We start from the raw sequence: 16,615 nt of genomic DNA on the forward strand, positions 1-16,615 counted from the left end.
AATATGCAAAAGAAATAGCCTGCCATAGGCTAATCCTATAGCAGGCCAGAATATATAATCGTGATATTTATTTACTCGTCCAGATTACAGGCCGATAAATCCTGTAACATCTCCATTGATCACATAATGCGCACCATTATCTTCCGGTTTGATATAGATTTTCAGATCTTTCAGATCTGTTGCTTTTTTACCCATATCATCTGTCCAGATTTTTTTGATCCGGTCAGCAACTTCAGAAGTATGTATCTCTTTGCCCCAGTACTGGACATATACTTCTGTAACTGTCTCTGCCTTTTTGGCTGTTGCAGTTTTTCTTGTAGTCGTCTTTTTAGCTGTAGTTGTTTTTCTTGTGGTTGTTTTCTTTGCAGCAGGTTTCTTAACTGGTTCCTCAGTCTTTACAGCTGCTGTTTTTTCTTCAGCAGGTTTCGTGTCTGCTTTCTTCTCCGCCGGTGTTTCAGCTGCTTTTTTTGTCTCTACAGAAGCTTTTGCATCGTCTGTCTTCGGTGTCTCAGCCTGAACGGCTTTCTCTTCGGATGCGGTTACTACAGATTTTGCAGGAGTCTCGCTTACTGAAGCCGTTTTTGCAGTTGTCTTAGTTGCAGCTTTCTTTGTTCTAGCCATTTTATAGCCTCCTTACAAGAGATTTGTTAATCTTTTCTCGAACTTTAGGATATCACTTTTTGGGGAAGAGCGCAAGGTCAGATGCCCAGATTTTCCAGATCTTCACTCATATATCCCATCAGTCGTTCCTTCAAAGCCTTATGTTGCGGTAATCTGAGATCAAAATCCAGTGCAAGGATCTCTCCTGCCGCCTCACTGGCATTCTTCAAAATCCCGGCATCATTATAGATATCACCGATCTTAAATTCCATCAATCCACTCTGGCGGATACCAAAAAGATCTCCAGGGCCCCGGAGCTTCAGGTCTTCCCCTGCAATATAAAATCCATCATTAGATTCATTAAGGATCTTCAGGCGCTTGGAAGTATCTTCTTCATTATTTCCCTGAATAAAAATACAGTAAGACTGAAACTCTCCACGGCCTACACGTCCACGAAGCTGATGAAGCTGAGCAAGTCCGAAACGTTCTGCATTTTCCACCATCATTACTGTGGCATTCGGAACATTCACCCCTACTTCTACAACTGTTGTAGACACCAGTACCTGTATCTCCCCAGAAGCAAACGCTTCCATAATCCTGTTTTTTTCTTTTGGTTTCATCTTTCCATGAAGAATCTCGACACAGATATCATCAGGAAGAGCCTCCCGAAGTTTTACAGCATAATCCGTCACATTTTCAGCATCCAGACCTTCGCTTTCTTCCACCATAGGACAGATCACATAAGCCTGTCTTCCCATATGGATCTGTTTTTCAATAAAAGAATATGCTTTTGGGCGATAAGAAGTACCCACCACGCAGTTCTTAATAGGAAGTCTCTGTGCTGGAAGCTCGTCAATAATGGAGATATCCAGATCCCCGTACAAGATGATCGCCAGGGTCCTCGGGATAGGAGTAGCGCTCATAACAAGTACATGCGGTGGATTTCCTCTGGTAGTCAGTGCCTCTCTCTGACGTACGCCAAACCTGTGCTGCTCATCTGTGATAACCAGTCCAAGATTTTTATATTCTACCTTCTCCTGGATCAGCGCATGAGTCCCGATGATAACATTTGCCTCACCTTCTGCAATCTTCTGATAGATTTCCCGTTTCTGTTTTGCCGTACTGGACCCCGTCAGAAGTACCGGATGGCAGGAAGTAATATTCTGTTCTTCCATTAATCTCAGGAATCCCTCATAATGCTGATTGGCAAGTACCTCTGTTGGTACCATCAGTGCACTTTGAAATCCGTTTTCCGCAGAAAGCACCATGGACAGAAACGCAATTACTGTTTTACCACTTCCAACATCTCCCTGAACAAGACGGGACATTAATTTATGACCGCTTAAATCTCTCTCAATCTCATGCCATACATTTTTCTGGGCATTCGTCAGTTCGTAGGGAAGACCTTCGATGATTTCCTCTGTTGTCCACACTGGTTTCATGGAAAATGTATTCGGTGCTTCCTCTGTCTTTTCTTTGAGAAGCTGCACTGCCAGTACAAAAAGAAGAAACTCGTCAAACACGAGCCTTTTTCTGGCAGTAAGCAATTCCTGCATATTCCCCGGAAAATGTATGGTACGTATTGCAAAATTATCGTCCGCCAGCTGATAGCGCTCCCTGATCTCCTCTGGCAGATATTCTGTTTTTAAGGGTCTTGTATCCAGGACCTGCTGGACAAGTTTGGTAATTGCCTTATTGGTAAGGCCTTTGGTCAGGGCATATACTGGCTGCATACTGTGGACAACTTCCTCATAAGCTGCGGGAGTAAATATCTCCGGATGTTCCATCTGCAGTCGTCCTTTTTTACGGATGATCTTTCCTCGGAAAATAAATACACTGCCCTTCTTCAACGTTCCTTTTAAATAAGGCGCATTAAACCAAGCTACTGGAAGACGGCCGCTCTGGTCTGCCACTGTTGTAGTCAAAATCTGCAGATTCCGTACCTGGTTGCTATACAGGCTGCCTGTTATCGTTCCACGAATGGAAACTGTTTTTTCTTCTTCTGCCGATGCGATCTCAACTGGCTCTTCATATACATCATAAGTCCGTGGATAATAACGGAGAAGCTCCTCCGTAGTCGTAATTCCGATCTTCTGGAAAAGCTTCTCTGTTTTATCACCCACGCCTTTTAATTCACGTAAAGGTGTCTTATCATTCATTTTTAGTACTCTTTATTCTACGGAAATCAGGTAATAGTAAATTGGCTGTCCACCCTGGTTCAGCTCGACTTCACAATCTGGATATTTTTCGGAAAGTTTATTGGAAAGATCCTCTGCCTCTTCTTCAGATATATCTTCTCCATAATAAACACTGATGATCTCAGATTCCTCATCTATCATCTCTGCAACCATGTCTTCTGCAACCTGAAGCCGTTCCTTACCAACCGCAAGGATACCAGCATCACCGATTCCCATAATATCGCCCTCGTGGATTTCCTTGTCATCAATCCGTGTGTCGCGGACTGCATAAGTAACCTGTCCTGTCTTTACTCTGGAAATGGCATCTGTCATAGAAGCAAGGTTCTCTTCGCCGTCTTTTTCCGGAACAAAACTGATCATTGCGGAAATTCCCTGCGGGATCGTCTTAGTCGGAACTACGATGATCTCTTTATCTTCTGTCAGATCTCTTGCCTGATTAGCCGCAAGGATAATATTCTTATTATTCGGGAAAATATAAATTGTTTTTGCATTTACTTTATCGATAGCGTTGAGCATGTCCTCTGTGCTCGGATTCATGGTCTGACCGCCTTCGATCAGATAATCCACACCAAGCTCACGGAAAATCTGAGAAAGTCCTTCTCCCACAGATACAGAAATAAATCCATGGTCTTTTGGTGGTTCTTTCTCCTTCTCAGCCTGTTCTCTGGCAAGTTTCTCAGCATCTTTGATCAGCTTTTCCTGATGCTCCTCACGCATATTATCAATCTTCATGCGTGAAAGCTGGCCATATGTGAGTGCACGCTCGAAAGCCTGACCCGGATGATTGGTATGCACATGCACTTTAACGATCTCGTCGTCTGCTACCAGTACAATGGAGTCTCCGATAGAATCCAGAAATTCACGGAAACGGCTGACCTCTTCCTGTGGAAGCGGTTTCTCAAGAAGGATGATAAACTCTGTACAGTATCCGAATTTGATATCAGCCTCTGCCTGAGGAGAAATCTTTGTAATCTTTGGAGCCGCTGATGCCTCAAACTGGGAATAATCTACTTCTTTTCCGTGATATCCGTCAATGGCACCACGTAAAACTTCCAGAAGACCCTGTCCGCCAGAATCTACCACACCTGCTTCTTTCAAAACAGGAAGCATTTCCGGGGTTCTGGCAAGTGTCTCTTCCGCATGCTGGAATATCCCATCAAAAAATGTGTCCAGATCTGATGCGGAATCTGCAAGTTCAAGTGCTCTGTCTGCTGCTGCCCTGGCAACTGTAAGAATGGTTCCTTCCTTCGGCTTCATAACTGCTTTATATGCTGTTTCAACACCACGTTCCATAGCTGCGGCAATTGCAGGTGCATCCAGATCTGTCAGCTTGCGCACACCTCGGGTAAATCCACGCAGAAGCTGTGAAAGGATAACACCGGAGTTACCACGGGCGCCACGAAGAGAACCGGAAGAAATAGCCTTGGCCAGGGTTTCCATATCCGGATCTGCAAGAGCACCCACTTCGGAAGCAGCAGACATGATGGTAAGCGTCATGTTCGTTCCCGTATCCCCGTCAGGTACGGGAAACACATTCAGTTCATTGATCCATTCTTTCTTCGCTTCCAGGTTCTTGGCTCCGGCCAGAAACATTCTGGAAAGTATTTTAGCATCTATGGTTTTGTTATTCACCACAAGTTCCTCCTCTAAAACTAATCTATTGCACGTACGCCCTCAACCATGATATTGATCTTCTCGATCTCCATTCCTGTAAAGGCCTCGACTTTATATTTTACATTGTTGACAAGATTGTCCGCAATAGTACTGATATTCACGCCATATGCTACGATGACATGGAAATTCAGTCGGATCTTATTGTCATCAGTGATCTTAACACTGATACCATGTTTCAGACTGTCAATACGCAAAAGTTTAACCAGTCCATCCTTCATACTGATAGCTGCCATTCCAATGATACCAAAACACTCTACTGCCACACTGCCGGCATAAGTCGCAATGACATCCGTATCAATTACGATCTGACCCAATCCGGAATCTATACGTCCATTCATATGGTTACCTCCACTGTTTCATTTAAATTAAATTATATGTAAATCTATTATAACCTTTTTTTAACAAGAACACAACGCTTAATTTCGCCATGATTTTCAGCATTCCTTCCAATATAGAAGTTCCGTAAGAAAACTCTTTGCAGAATTTTTGATAAATTTCCTTTTTTTGCTTGCAAAAGAGCAATTCATCTGTTAAAATGGTGACTGTTGATAAAAGGAGGTGCTATTCATGGCTAAATGTGCAATCTGCGATAAAGGAGCTCATTTCGGAAACAATGTGAGTCATTCCCATAGAAGATCCAACAAAATGTGGAAATCTAACGTTAAATCCGTCAGAGTAAAAACAACTGCCGGCGGAGCAAAGAAAATGTATGTATGTACTTCTTGTTTAAGATCCGGAAAAGTTGAAAGAGCGTAAGTAATATCGTATGCCCCCGTAAAATGCGGGGGCTGTTTTTTATTTCTAAATATTATTATAAATAAACGGAAAGCCTGCTAACCGCACACTTTCCGTTTATCTGCAAAACATATGATATCCGCATAGCAGACATACCACTGCGATCGAGATCACAATAAAATTCTCAGTGATAAGAATTCCAAGAACCATTCCTACTCCGATAAAGAACAACATAAAACCTGTTAGCTTTCCCACTCCTGTCTGCTCATTTCTTTTTTGTTACAGTATATGCACAAAAGCAGGACAGAATACTTATCATCACAAAATCTTATACAGACTTCTTCACAGATAAGATATCCTTAATCTTCTTTCTCATCGGCGCTCTCATCTCCACCTGCACCTGGGACAAAACGATTCACAAAGTCGGGAACCATATCCAGAACTTTTGTCAATCCATCCTGATTCTTAACGTTTACAAGCTTGGTGGTTCCATTCTGGATCACAAGTACTGCACAAGGCGTCATCTTTCCGGCCAGACCGCCGCCACCGTTATTTTTTTTATCTCCTTCAAATGCTCCTGCACCTACACCAAAAGATACATCTACCAGGGGAAGAATGATCGTATCACCTACATGAATGGCATCCCCTACAACAGTTTTGGCCGATACAAAGCCATCCATTCCTTTAAATAATGAATTCACGGTATCCTTGAAATTATTCTCTTTCTCCATGATTGACCTCCTTATGTCTCCATCGGTGGATGACGTATTTGATATTTTTATTAAAATAAAGCTCTATTGCTATCTTTATAAGTACAACTCCATAAATCCGGCCTTTCAGAAAGATTTCGCCTTCCAGAATATTTTCACCATCAAAAAGCGGATTTACCATTATTTTATTTTTGTGGAAAGGAATTGTCATTCCCAGCAGCGCCAGTACCGTACCTGTGACAGCCGGATCCTCACTTCCAAAAGTAATCTTTCCGGTGATTCTGGTTGGCAACACATGATGTATCAGTTTTTTTCCATCTTCCCATAAGAAAGAAATCGCAGCTCTGGTCCGTGGATGGTCAATAAATTCCCTCCACCAGTTTATCTTATCACAGAATTTTCTGATTGTTAATGCGAATTTCTGGATTTTTTTAAGAATTCTGGATGGTACCCTCAGAGCATTTCGCACTACTGTCAAAAATTTTCCAAGTAGTGATTTTATTCTGCCCGCTATTTTAAGAATTAAATCTTTTATTCTTTTTTTGTTTTTATTCTCTGTTTCTTTGTGCTCCGAAACTGAAGTATCTATTTCTTTCGATATCCCATCTTCCCGCCTGTAATCTCTTTCATCACATGCATCCGTCTGTTCCGGCAAAATTTCTGAAATTTTATCCTCCGGTTCTTTTTCCAACAGATCCGGCGTATATCTGTGCCCTTCAATCTCCTCCACTTCAACAGGAGTTGTGTCTTCTTTTATAATAACGGAAGTTTCTTCTTTTTCTTCACTATTATATGATCTGGAATATTTTTCCTGTTCTGTCTGCTTCTTCTGAACAGAAGGATCTTTTTTGCTGGTATCAGTTTTTGTTTTTTTCTTCTTTCCGGAAAGTTTTTGTTTCAATCTGGATAGTGGAACTCCAAAAACACATATTTTTGTTTGAATTTTCCCTTCTTTCCAGAAAGCACGAGCCGAAATAATATGGAGCAGCCAGCTTACCTCGCCCGAGGCTCTTATTTCCCTGATTCCCTCCGTTCGCTTTTTTTCTGCACTTGCTCGGTATCTGACCGGGCAAAAAAGAATCAGGAGCAAAAGCAGAAGAACCAGTCCGATGAGTATCCCCAGAAGGATCAATATCCATTTTAGTATCAGCCATAATATATGCAGCATTCATTCACCTGTTTTTCAGATATTCTTTTATTTTAAAATCACCGGTTTCCGTATATACCTGTTCTATAATATCCTGTACCATCCGTATCGCTCCATCTTTACCTTTAGCCATTCCGATGATCAACGGACAGATTGCTCTGGCACCGCGCTGTACCAGCATACTGGAGGGAAGAATCTCCAGTATATTCCCTGGATTATCTGACAGCGTAACAACATAAATATCCGGTACAAATTTCCCGGCAGTGATCCGTGCTCTTGCTCTGGTAGGATTCTTTATATCATCTCCAATATAATAATCTTTCATCCATTTTAGCACTTTACGACCACCTCCGCTTCTTTAATGTCAAACAGGGCTGCGTAAACACACAGCCCTGTCTTTGTTTTTAGAAATACTTCTGCTGTTTCGCCCAGACGCCCTCACTACGCATCTCCAGATACTCCTGATAAGCCTGCTCCACAATATGCTTCTCATTGGAAAAACGAAGAAGATGATAAATCTCGTGAAACTTGTAATATCCGGAATCTACAAAATATTCCTCGCGCTGGGGTTTGCTATGATAATTATCAGCTATCATGAGATACCAGTGTACCTCTTTCATTACCACATCCTCCGGAACTGTGAAATTATACTGGCTCTTACCAATGTATTTCACAATAGAAGCTCTGACACCTGCTTCTTCTTTCACTTCACGTAAAGCAGTCTGTTCAAAGGTCTCGCCTTCTTCTACAGTTCCTTTGGGAAGCACCCATCCTTCATAACGGTTCCTGTAGGATTTATACAATGCCAGGATCTTACCCCGATGAATTACCACACCGCCACAGCTTGTTGCTTCTATCATATTGCAATCCTCCTGTAATGCGTGTGTCTTTTGCACTGATTACAGTATACCTCTTTTTCTTCATATAGGCAAGGGGCAAGAAGCAGATACTGTCTTAATTAACGAAATTTAATCAAAATAATATGCATCAAATACATCTCCTGCAATGGGAACTGCTGCTTCACTTCCGGTTCCTCCGTTTTCGACGATCACCGCAATAGCAATATCCGGGTTATCTACATTCGAATAACCGATAAACCACGAATGACTGGAACCATTTTCATCAAACTCCGCAGATCCGGTTTTTCCGGCTACCGTATATCCACGCCCGTTAAGCGCAGAAGCTGTACCGTTTTCAACTACATTTTTCATGAGTTTTCCAAGAATACCTGCTTCGTTACTGGTCATCAGGCGTTTATATTCCGTCTTTTCCGTTTCTTTTACAGTATCTCCGGAATTATTTACAATTTTGTCGATCATGGTCGGCTTCATCAGTACACCGTCATTGGCGATCGCACTTGTGATCAGCGCCATATGCATAGGAGACACCAGCGTATTTCCCTGTCCAATAGAGGTCTGCATTACCAGCGCGTTTGCTGAATTTTTTTCCAGGGTAAAACGACTTGTTTTATAGGAGTTCAGAGGAAGAGCTTTGTTAAAAAGAAGATCCTCCGCGGTACTGCGCAAAGAACCGGCCCCGAGATTCAGCCCCATATCCGCAAACGCACAGTTACAGGAATGTGCAAATGCAGAATAAAAATCTTCCTGTCCATGTACTTCACCGTTATAACACTGAATGGTATGGTCATCTACTGTAATACTTCCCTGGCACAGATAAGAATATCCTTCCAGAGAGCCCTTTTGTCTGAAATAATCCAGGGCCGTAACAACTTTAAAAGTAGATCCCGGCGGATATGCACCATTTGTAGCACGGTTAAGAAGACTGCTGTTATTCTCATCATTGACAAGCGTATCCCAGTCCTGTGCAATGGTATTCGGATTAAAATCCGGTTTGCTTACCATGGCAAGGATTCTTCCTGTAGAAGGCTCTATGACAACTACCGCTCCTCTGCGGTCACCCAAAGAATTATATGCTGTTGTCTGAAGATCAGCATTCAGACTTGATATCACGGTATCTCCCTGATTCTTTTTGCCCAGAAACTCATTTTTCATCTGCTCCAGGAAAAAAGAATGGGAAGTCAGAAGCTGAAAATTCGCCTCTGATTCCAGTCCGCTTTTGCCGTTGGTATCATATCCTACCGCATGTGCAAAAATATTTGCAAATGGATAAGTTCTCTCTTCTGTTCCATCTTCATACACATTGGTCTGTGCCAGGACTTCTCCATCAGAAGACTGGATGCTTCCACGCACTACCCTGTCTGAAAACGTATCCTGTCTGGTATTATACGGACTGTTGATAAAATCGTCACTTTTTATGGCATCAAAATAAATCAGATACCCGATCAGACTGACAAAAATCAATATAAAGAACACCGATACAAAAGTAAACGGCCGGTTCTTTTTTCTACGGAGCCTGGCGATATCCCGTTCTCTCAGGCGTTGCTCTCTTTCCTCTTCTTTCAAACGTTTCTTTTCGCTGCGATTCAATTTCTTCGTCCTCATCTTCCCTCAGAATATACAGTCCCTGAATGATTGCAAGCATCAGGATGGTACACATGACAGAACTTCCTCCATAACTTACCAGCGGAAGTGTAACACCTGTCATCGGAATAAATTTGGTCGCACCGCCAATAGTCAGAAATACCTGAAACGCATATTCTGTTCCAAGTCCCAGTGCGATCAGTTTATAAAACGGATTTCGTATCTTCAGTGCAATCGTAACGATCATGAGAAAGAAACTGGTACATACCAGGATCAGGCAGATGGCAAAAATGCCGCCCAGTTCTTCACAGATAGCGCTGAAGATAAAGTCATTTTTTACAACAGGAATTTTCTCCGGAGAGCCCTGGCAAAGCCCCATTCCAAACCAACCACCAGTTCCGATAGCAAACAATGACTGCACGATCTGATAGCCTTCATTCTGATAGACCGCCATCGGATCTCTCCAGGCGCTCACTCTCTGGCGTACATGTCCGAAAAGATGATAAGCTACCACTGCACCAACACATCCACCGCCAAGTCCCAGGAGCATATATCCAGGATTTCTGGTTGCCACATAGATCAGCACAAGATAGGTGACAAAAAAGATCACCGCACTTCCAAGATCTCTGGAAAGGACCAGAATTCCCACATGGATCACCGCTACGATCGTTGCCATCACTACTTTACGAAAATCTACCTTTGTGCAGAGCAGCGATGCCATAAAAAATACAAATGTGATCTTGATCACCTCTGAAGGCTGGATTCCCATCAGTGAAAGTTTTGCGCCATAACTTGTACTTGCCAGAACGAGAACCGCTGCCAGAAGAACAATACCGATCCCTGCATAAATCCATGTAAGATCCTTTAAAAATTTCATCTTACGGATCATTACAGGAATCACCAGTGATACCGCGCTTCCTGCCGCCACGATCAGAAGCTGTTTGGTTGCAGACGGAAGTGAAAGTCTACAGAGCATGATAAAACCAACGCTCAGGAGCATACACATATTATTCAGAAGAAGCAGTGATGCTTCTTTATAGATGATCCTGTACAAAATCTGGATCGCCGCAAAAAAGATCATCATCTCAATATAAAACAAGATAACCTTAAAATCCATGCTCTTTAAATAAATCACAAGAAACGCTGTGAAATCAATAAAAAAGATCATAGTCAGCTGCTGCTGGAGCAGCTCTTTTTTTTCTTCCTCATCCTGGCGCCACACCATATAAAAACAATGAAAGGTGTAGACGATCATCAGCGTGAGGATCACATACTTGGATAACTCTGTAATTACATTAATCATACACTTTTACTCGGCTCCTCTTTTAAAATGGCCTTTTGTATATCTGCGTCCGGAAGGTTTCCCGTTTTTCTGATAAACGGACTGGAATTCTTTAAAGATTTCCCTCGCTTCCTCCGGCTTCTCAACAGTAAATGCCAGTCTTAAAGACTGAAGATTTAATTTTTCCACCCGTTCTCTCTCTCCGGGAAGCCCGTAAGGGATACTGTTATATATGATATTATAGCAGTATTTTGCTTTTTCCAGGCTGCTGCATTCCCATGGAGTACAACAACATTTCACCGGAAATTCACTGTTATAGCGGTCTTTCAGATAGACAGTCTCGCATTTTCCGGTACATCCAAAAAGATTTTTTCTTACACACTGGGCCGACAGCATCAATGGGATATATCCATATAAAAGAAGTTCCGAAGAAGTATTATTCCTGTGCCGCAGCTCTCCTTCATTCAGTTCAAGCGGAACTGTGTTGCGAAGGACACCCTCTTTTTTCCAGAACTCTGTCGCCTCATCATTCCATGTATATAGAGAGGAATCCAGAACACATTTATCTCCGTATCCACACTTCTTCAATGCAGCATAAGATTCCAGATTTCTGACCAGGAATCCTTCCATTCCCTGTTCTATCCATTTTTTTGCTTCCTGCATCCATTTCTCCGGAATCTCTCCTCTCTGAATATGCGGGGTAGAAAGATAAAGTTCCCTTTCTGCTGCAAGTTTAGGTGAAAAATACTTCTTCATGGTATCAAACGGAAAATAAAAACCTGTAATTCCCTTTTCCTTTAAAAGTGCTTCTGCAACATCTTCCTGTTCGCATGAGACATAAAAAGGAAGTGATCCCCCAATCTGCCGCCGACAGATATCTGTTCGTTCCGCATGCTGTTTTTTTACCATTTCTCTACGATTCTGACTGAGTAATGTCTCCCGCAGCTGTTCAAGAGCCTCCCTGCGAACTTCATTAAGAACCTTTACAGGAACAAAAACTTTCCCATTAATCTCAATATTCAGACTTTCCCACTGAAATTCCGTATTTCCCAGTTTTTCCATTTGCTGGCGGATCCGCTGTTCTTCCATAGGCTGATTTTTCGCAAACTGAACTTCCCCGCCCATAGCTGTTACTGTTTTATCTTCACAGGCTACTTCCAGTATAACAGGACTTTCAGGAGAAAGTATTAAATTCCCATGAATTTTTTCTTTTATTTTTCTGATCTCCGGCTGGATGTTTCCGGATTTCTTCTCATTGGCAAAAGCCATCATTTCCGGACCGCGATACATATCATAATATCCAGTGCAGGAACCTCCTCTGCTGAAAAGATCCAGAAGATATTTCCGGTCTTCCTCCTGAACATGATATTCTTTTCCACTTAAATAGAGGTCCAGATATTTTCTGTATACAGAAGTCACTCCCGCTGTATACCCTGGCTGTTTCATGCGGCCCTCAATTTTCAGTGACATTACGCCTGCCTCCAGAATATCCGGAAGAATATCAAGAGTACAGATATCTTTCAGACTCAACGCACAGAACTCTTTATCCCCTTTATATTTTCTGTGATCAAGAGTACCTTTATACGGAAGTCTGCAAGGCTGGGCACATCGCCCACGATTTCCGCTCCTTCCACCGAAAATACTGCTCATCAGACATTGACCAGAATAGCTGTAACAAAGCGCTCCATGGATAAAAGTTTCAATTTCCAGCGGACTTGCTTTATGCATAGCGGAAAGCTCTTCCAGGGAAAGCTCTCTGGCCGGGACTACACGCGTTGCCCCTTTTTCTTCCAGAAATTTCATTCCTTCCGGTCCGGTTATTGTCATCTGGGTGCTTGCATGAATATCCAGGCCTGGGAAATTCCGACGGATAAACGAAAAAACACCAAGATCCTGTACAATTACCGCATCAAGTCCTGCCTCATAATAAGGTGCCAGATATTCAAAAAGCTGTCCTTCCAGCTCTCTGTTTTTCAACAGAGTATTCACTGTGAGATACAATTTCCGGTTATGGATATGTGCGGTTTCAATCGCCGCAATCAGTTCTTCCTGGGAAAAGTTCTGTGCATAAGCTCTCGCGCCAAAAGCCGGGCCCCCTACATATACCGCATCTGCTCCCGCTCCAATGGCGGCCTCAAAGCTCTCATAAGATCCTGCAGGTGAAAGCAGTTCTGTTATCATTTTTTTCAAAGTATTTTCTCATCTCCTGTCTGTTAATCTGATCAAGCGGTTATAAAACAAAAGAGGATTACCGAAGCAATCCCCCCATCCTTTATTTAAGCAGTTCATCAAGTTCCTTCTCCAGTTCCTTCACCTTACCATCAAGAAGATTCTTCTGATCCTGAGCTTCCTGCTCGGCTTTCTTTGCCTCTTCAATCTGCATTTTCAGAGAAATCAGCTCATGCTTCAGATCGTACATTTCCTGATCCTTCTGCTGCAGATCCTGTTCAAAGATCTCTGCCTGCTTTTTCGCCTTAAAATAGTCATCTGTAATATTCAGACTGAGCAGTGTATGCTTGGTCTCCATGGCCTGTCTGGAATATCCCGGCATCTGGCTCAGTTCACTGATCTTATTATTCATATAAGCTGCAACCTTCTGAAAGTACTCCTCAGATTCATATCCGCCCAGAGTAATGATCTTTCCATCGATAACAACCTGTGCTGTATTCTTTACCGCCATTCGTAAAGCCTCCTGAATTCATCTGTTACTGGTCATTTCCACAATAACATTCCTCTATATTGCCAGCCCTACAGCTCACAATTTCTTTCATTATAACTGATTCCTGCAAAAATGTATAGAAGTTTTTCTATTATTTTGTCGATAAATCGGGACGAGGATAGCCAAGATGTGTATATGCCAGCACGGAAGCCATTCTTCCACGCGGCGTCCTGTTCAGAAAACCAGTCTGCAAAAGATACGGTTCATATACATCTTCCAGGGTTCCGGAATCCTCTCCAATGGATGCCGCAAGCGTCTCCAGTCCAACCGGACCTCCCTGGAAATTCAGGATCAGTGTCTGTAAGATACGACGGTCTGTCTTATCAAGTCCGTACTGATCCACCTCCAGAAGATCCAGTGCAAAACAGGCAACATCGTAAGTGATCACACCATCATATTTCACCTGTGCAAAATCCCGCACCCGCTTCAGAAGACGGTTTGCCAGTCGTGGAGTGCCTCTGGAGCGTTTGGCGATCTCAGCTGCACCATTGGGTTCGATTTCCACGCCAAGAACCTGTGCTGAACGGAGAACAATGGTAGTCAGTTCTCTTTTATCATAAAACTCCAGTCTCTGCGTCACTCCGAAACGGTCACGCAGAGGTGCTGAAAGAAGCCCTGCCCTGGTAGTCGCACCTACCAGCGTAAATTTCGGAAGATCCAGACGAATAGAACGGGCAGATGCTCCCTTCCCAATCATAATATCTATGGCAAAATCCTCCATGGCCGGATAAAGAACTTCCTCTACCTGTCGGTTCAGCCTGTGGATCTCGTCCACAAACAGCACATCTCCCTCCTGAAGATTATTCAAAATTGCAGCCATTTCTCCAGGTTTCTCGATCGCTGGCCCGGAAGTAACTTTCATATGTGTTCCCATTTCGTTGGCAATGATCGCGGACAATGTTGTTTTTCCCAGGCCAGGAGGGCCGTAAAACAGTACATGGTCCAGTGCGTCATGTCTCTGTTTCGCCGCTTCAATATAGATCTTCAGAGTATCTTTGGTTTTCTGCTGACCAATATATTCATCCAGACTCTGAGGTCTTAAATTCCCTTCCAGAGAAAAATCCTCTTCTGTAACGTCCGTTGTAATGATCCTGTTTTCCATCTGTCATGCTCCGTTCTATTTCTTGTAAAGCGGATATTTATATTCCACTCTGCTACATGCTTATGAATACCATCACGTTGACTTGTACTCCTGATACAAGCAAGTCCCCACCCACTGCTTATTGCTTTTCGCAATTGAAGCAGGGGACTTACTTGATTCGGTTAGAAATTCTTCAATGCAGCCCGCAGGATTGCTTCCACATCGTCTGCCGGTACATCCTCCGGAACTTTCCGTACTGCCCGGAGCGCATCCGCAGAACTGTATCCCAGCGCAACCAGAGCCTCTACTGCTTCCTGACGACTGTCACGAAGATCCGCAGCATCTATGGCAGCCTCCTCCTGCTGATGAGCGAGTTTTATCTCAAAAGCATCCTCCAGCTTCAGTTTATCTTTCAGCTCCAAAATCATTTTCTGGGCGGTCTTCTTCCCAATTCCAGGAGCCTTGGAAATGGTCTTTACATCATCCGAAAGTACTGCAAAACGCAATTCATCCGCACTGATCCCGGAAAGGATACCAAGTGCACCCTTCGGGCCAACACCATTCACACCGATCAAAAGTTTAAACATACTGAGATCATCTTTTGAAAAAAAGCCGTACAGTTGCAGAATATCCTCTCTGACATAAAGAAACGTATGTATTTTTTTCTCTTCTCCTATGCGGACCTTCCCGAGATCCTGCCCTGTCATATAGATTTCATATCCAAGTCCGCCATTCTCCACGATCAGACAATTCTCCACGATATCTGCTACTGTACCTTTTACAAAAGAAATCAACTCCAACGGCTCCCTTCCCGGAAACAACTGAACATCTGTTTCCCATATGAACGCAATAGTAACATAATTTTCATAAAAAATCAACCCGGAATCCAAATCCCGGGTTGATGCTGTATACATAAATATTATTTACTGATTCAGAAAATCCTGATCTTCAAAATAATTGATACGCATGGAAGAACGTACATCATGAAGAGTTGCAGCTGCTTTTTCTCTTGCAACTTCTGTACCTGCTTTCAGGATATCAAATACATCTGCAGTACGCTGCTCCCACATTTTTCTTCTCTCACGGATTGGTCCAAGCTCCGCCTGCATTACATTATTCAGGAATTTCTTAACTTTTACATCGCCAAGACCACCTCTCTGATAGTGAGCCTTCAGTTCATCAAGATTCTGATACTCTGGCAGGAACTCCTCAAAATGCTCCGGCCGGCTGAAAGCATCCAGATAAATAAATACCGGATTTCCTTCCACGCGTCCTGGATCCTGAACCCGAAGATGATTCGGATCTGTAAACATGGACATGATCTTCTTCTTAACCACATCTTCTTCATCAGAAAGATAAATACAGTTTCCGAGAGACTTGCTCATTTTTGCTTTTCCATCGATACCCGGAAGACGTAAGCATGCCTTATTTGAAGAAAGGACGATCTCTGGCTCAGTCAGTGTCTCACCATAAACTGTATTAAACTTATGAACAATTTCCTTACACTGCTCAAGCATCGGAAGCTGATCTTCACCTACCGGTACATGCGTTGCACGAAAAGCTGTGATATCTGCGGCCTGGCTGATCGGATAACAGAAGAATCCAACCGGAATGCTGGCTTCAAAATTACGCTGTTTAATTTCAGATTTAACTGTAGGATTGCGCTGCACACGTGCTACAGTAACCAGATTCATATAATAAAAAGTCAGCTCTGTCAGCTCCGGAACCATGGACTGAATAAAAATATTGGATTTTTCAGGGTCAAGTCCACATGCCAGATAATCCAGTGCAACCTGCAGAATATTCTGGCGAACTTTCTCAGGATGTTCTGCATTATCTGTAAGTGCCTGTGCATCTGCGATCATAATATAAATCTCGTCATATAAGCCGGAATTCTGCAGTTTCACACGCTCTGCCAGTGATCCAACATAATGACCTACATGAAGACGTCCCGTCGGGCGGTCGCCGGTTAAAATAATCTTGCTCATGAATTTCGTTCTCCTTGAAGTATACTGAATATTTTATATC

Annotated in this window: 16 protein-coding genes; 1 reads left to right on the top strand and 15 read right to left on the bottom strand. The window is 42.9% G+C overall.

Annotated elements, in window-relative coordinates:
* Positions 1–84 precede the first annotated feature (84 nt).
* From GPK81_RS09720 to GPK81_RS09735, 4 genes are all read right to left on the bottom strand, one after another.
* On the bottom strand, positions 85–621 hold the full coding sequence (locus GPK81_RS09720) for a DUF6465 family protein (RefSeq protein ID WP_178087506.1): 537 nt from the start codon (positions 619–621) through the stop codon (positions 85–87).
* Positions 622–698: 77 nt separating this feature from the next.
* Positions 699–2,759 carry an ATP-dependent DNA helicase RecG gene (gene recG / locus GPK81_RS09725; RefSeq protein WP_215706954.1) on the bottom strand — a complete coding sequence of 687 codons (2,061 nt, stop codon included), beginning with the start codon at positions 2,757–2,759 and terminating at the stop codon, positions 699–701.
* 12 nt (positions 2,760–2,771) lie between these two features.
* Positions 2,772–4,391, bottom strand: coding sequence for a DAK2 domain-containing protein (locus GPK81_RS09730; RefSeq protein ID WP_180214406.1), 1,620 nt, complete (start codon positions 4,389–4,391; stop codon positions 2,772–2,774).
* 59 nt (positions 4,392–4,450) lie between these two features.
* Positions 4,451–4,810 (bottom strand): Asp23/Gls24 family envelope stress response protein, encoded by a 360-nt coding sequence (locus GPK81_RS09735; protein WP_015524900.1) that lies wholly within the window; start codon positions 4,808–4,810, stop codon positions 4,451–4,453.
* Between the two features lie 229 nt (positions 4,811–5,039).
* Here GPK81_RS09735 and rpmB point away from each other — a divergent pair, with 229 nt between their 5' ends.
* Positions 5,040–5,228, top strand: a complete 189-nt coding sequence (gene rpmB / locus GPK81_RS09740; RefSeq protein WP_015524898.1) for a 50S ribosomal protein L28 — start codon at positions 5,040–5,042, stop codon at positions 5,226–5,228.
* Between the two features lie 338 nt (positions 5,229–5,566).
* Here the strand turns inward: rpmB and GPK81_RS09745 are convergent, their stop codons facing one another.
* The 11 genes from GPK81_RS09745 to trpS all read right to left on the bottom strand — a co-directional run bounded on the left by GPK81_RS09745 (position 5,567) and on the right by trpS (position 16,575).
* On the bottom strand, positions 5,567–5,938 hold the full coding sequence (locus GPK81_RS09745) for a GerW family sporulation protein (protein ID WP_021976556.1): 372 nt from the start codon (positions 5,936–5,938) through the stop codon (positions 5,567–5,569).
* Entirely contained in the window at positions 5,922–6,818 is an 897-nt protein-coding gene (locus tag GPK81_RS09750; protein WP_252196637.1) for a DUF2953 domain-containing protein, read from the bottom strand. Before GPK81_RS09750 ends, GPK81_RS09745 begins: the two co-directional genes overlap by 17 nt.
* Positions 6,819–7,089: 271 nt before the next feature.
* Positions 7,090–7,401 carry a hypothetical protein gene (locus GPK81_RS09755; RefSeq protein ID WP_021976554.1) on the bottom strand — a complete coding sequence of 104 codons (312 nt, stop codon included), beginning with the start codon at positions 7,399–7,401 and terminating at the stop codon, positions 7,090–7,092.
* 67 nt (positions 7,402–7,468) lie between these two features.
* Positions 7,469–7,924, bottom strand: coding sequence for an NUDIX hydrolase (locus GPK81_RS09760; RefSeq protein WP_021976553.1), 456 nt, complete (start codon positions 7,922–7,924; stop codon positions 7,469–7,471).
* A 108-nt stretch (positions 7,925–8,032) separates the two neighbouring features.
* Positions 8,033–9,526: a peptidoglycan D,D-transpeptidase FtsI family protein gene (locus tag GPK81_RS09765; RefSeq protein WP_118062927.1), complete on the bottom strand. Its 1,494-nt coding sequence runs from the start codon at positions 9,524–9,526 to the stop codon at positions 8,033–8,035.
* On the bottom strand, positions 9,429–10,808 hold the full coding sequence (locus GPK81_RS09770; RefSeq protein WP_118071448.1) for an FtsW/RodA/SpoVE family cell cycle protein: 1,380 nt from the start codon (positions 10,806–10,808) through the stop codon (positions 9,429–9,431). The genes GPK81_RS09765 and GPK81_RS09770 overlap by 98 nt, the downstream gene beginning before the upstream one ends.
* Positions 10,809–10,814: 6 nt before the next feature.
* A complete protein-coding gene (locus GPK81_RS09775) occupies positions 10,815–12,968 on the bottom strand; it encodes a peptidase U32 family protein (protein ID WP_021976550.1) in 2,154 nt (717 codons plus the stop codon).
* A gap of 91 nt (positions 12,969–13,059) precedes the next feature.
* Positions 13,060–13,467 carry a cell division protein ZapA gene (locus tag GPK81_RS09780; protein WP_021976549.1) on the bottom strand — a complete coding sequence of 136 codons (408 nt, stop codon included), beginning with the start codon at positions 13,465–13,467 and terminating at the stop codon, positions 13,060–13,062.
* Between the two features lie 130 nt (positions 13,468–13,597).
* Positions 13,598–14,608, bottom strand: coding sequence for a Holliday junction branch migration DNA helicase RuvB (ruvB, locus tag GPK81_RS09785; RefSeq protein WP_021976548.1), 1,011 nt, complete (start codon positions 14,606–14,608; stop codon positions 13,598–13,600).
* 161 nt (positions 14,609–14,769) lie between these two features.
* Positions 14,770–15,381: a Holliday junction branch migration protein RuvA gene (ruvA, locus tag GPK81_RS09790; RefSeq protein WP_118071488.1), complete on the bottom strand. Its 612-nt coding sequence runs from the start codon at positions 15,379–15,381 to the stop codon at positions 14,770–14,772.
* Between the two features lie 129 nt (positions 15,382–15,510).
* A complete protein-coding gene (gene trpS, locus GPK81_RS09795) occupies positions 15,511–16,575 on the bottom strand; it encodes a tryptophan--tRNA ligase (RefSeq protein ID WP_021976546.1) in 1,065 nt (354 codons plus the stop codon).
* Positions 16,576–16,615 lie beyond the last annotated feature (40 nt).

The sequence above is a fragment of the Blautia sp. MCC283 genome, assembly GCF_018785565.1.
In the GTDB taxonomy this organism is placed as follows: domain Bacteria; phylum Bacillota; class Clostridia; order Lachnospirales; family Lachnospiraceae; genus Blautia_A.

What these genes read in the sequence shown, in the direction of transcription:
- GPK81_RS09765 (WP_118062927.1), bottom strand. Translation starts at nt 9,526, where the DNA reads ATGAGGACGAAGAAATTGAATCGCAGCGAAAAGAAACGTTTGAAAGAA.
- ruvB (WP_021976548.1), bottom strand. Translation starts at nt 14,608, where the DNA reads ATGGAAAACAGGATCATTACAACGGACGTTACAGAAGAGGATTTTTCT.
- GPK81_RS09730 (WP_180214406.1), bottom strand. Translation starts at nt 4,391, where the DNA reads ATGTTTCTGGCCGGAGCCAAGAACCTGGAAGCGAAGAAAGAATGGATC.
- GPK81_RS09780 (WP_021976549.1), bottom strand. Translation starts at nt 13,467, where the DNA reads ATGGCGGTAAAGAATACAGCACAGGTTGTTATCGATGGAAAGATCATT.
- GPK81_RS09760 (WP_021976553.1), bottom strand. Translation starts at nt 7,924, where the DNA reads ATGATAGAAGCAACAAGCTGTGGCGGTGTGGTAATTCATCGGGGTAAG.
- GPK81_RS09745 (WP_021976556.1), bottom strand. Translation starts at nt 5,938, where the DNA reads ATGGAGAAAGAGAATAATTTCAAGGATACCGTGAATTCATTATTTAAA.
- GPK81_RS09775 (WP_021976550.1), bottom strand. Translation starts at nt 12,968, where the DNA reads ATGATAACAGAACTGCTTTCACCTGCAGGATCTTATGAGAGCTTTGAG.
- GPK81_RS09735 (WP_015524900.1), bottom strand. Translation starts at nt 4,810, where the DNA reads ATGAATGGACGTATAGATTCCGGATTGGGTCAGATCGTAATTGATACG.
- rpmB (WP_015524898.1), top strand. Translation starts at nt 5,040, where the DNA reads ATGGCTAAATGTGCAATCTGCGATAAAGGAGCTCATTTCGGAAACAAT.
- GPK81_RS09720 (WP_178087506.1), bottom strand. Translation starts at nt 621, where the DNA reads ATGGCTAGAACAAAGAAAGCTGCAACTAAGACAACTGCAAAAACGGCT.
- recG (WP_215706954.1), bottom strand. Translation starts at nt 2,759, where the DNA reads ATGAATGATAAGACACCTTTACGTGAATTAAAAGGCGTGGGTGATAAA.
- GPK81_RS09770 (WP_118071448.1), bottom strand. Translation starts at nt 10,808, where the DNA reads ATGATTAATGTAATTACAGAGTTATCCAAGTATGTGATCCTCACGCTG.
- trpS (WP_021976546.1), bottom strand. Translation starts at nt 16,575, where the DNA reads ATGAGCAAGATTATTTTAACCGGCGACCGCCCGACGGGACGTCTTCAT.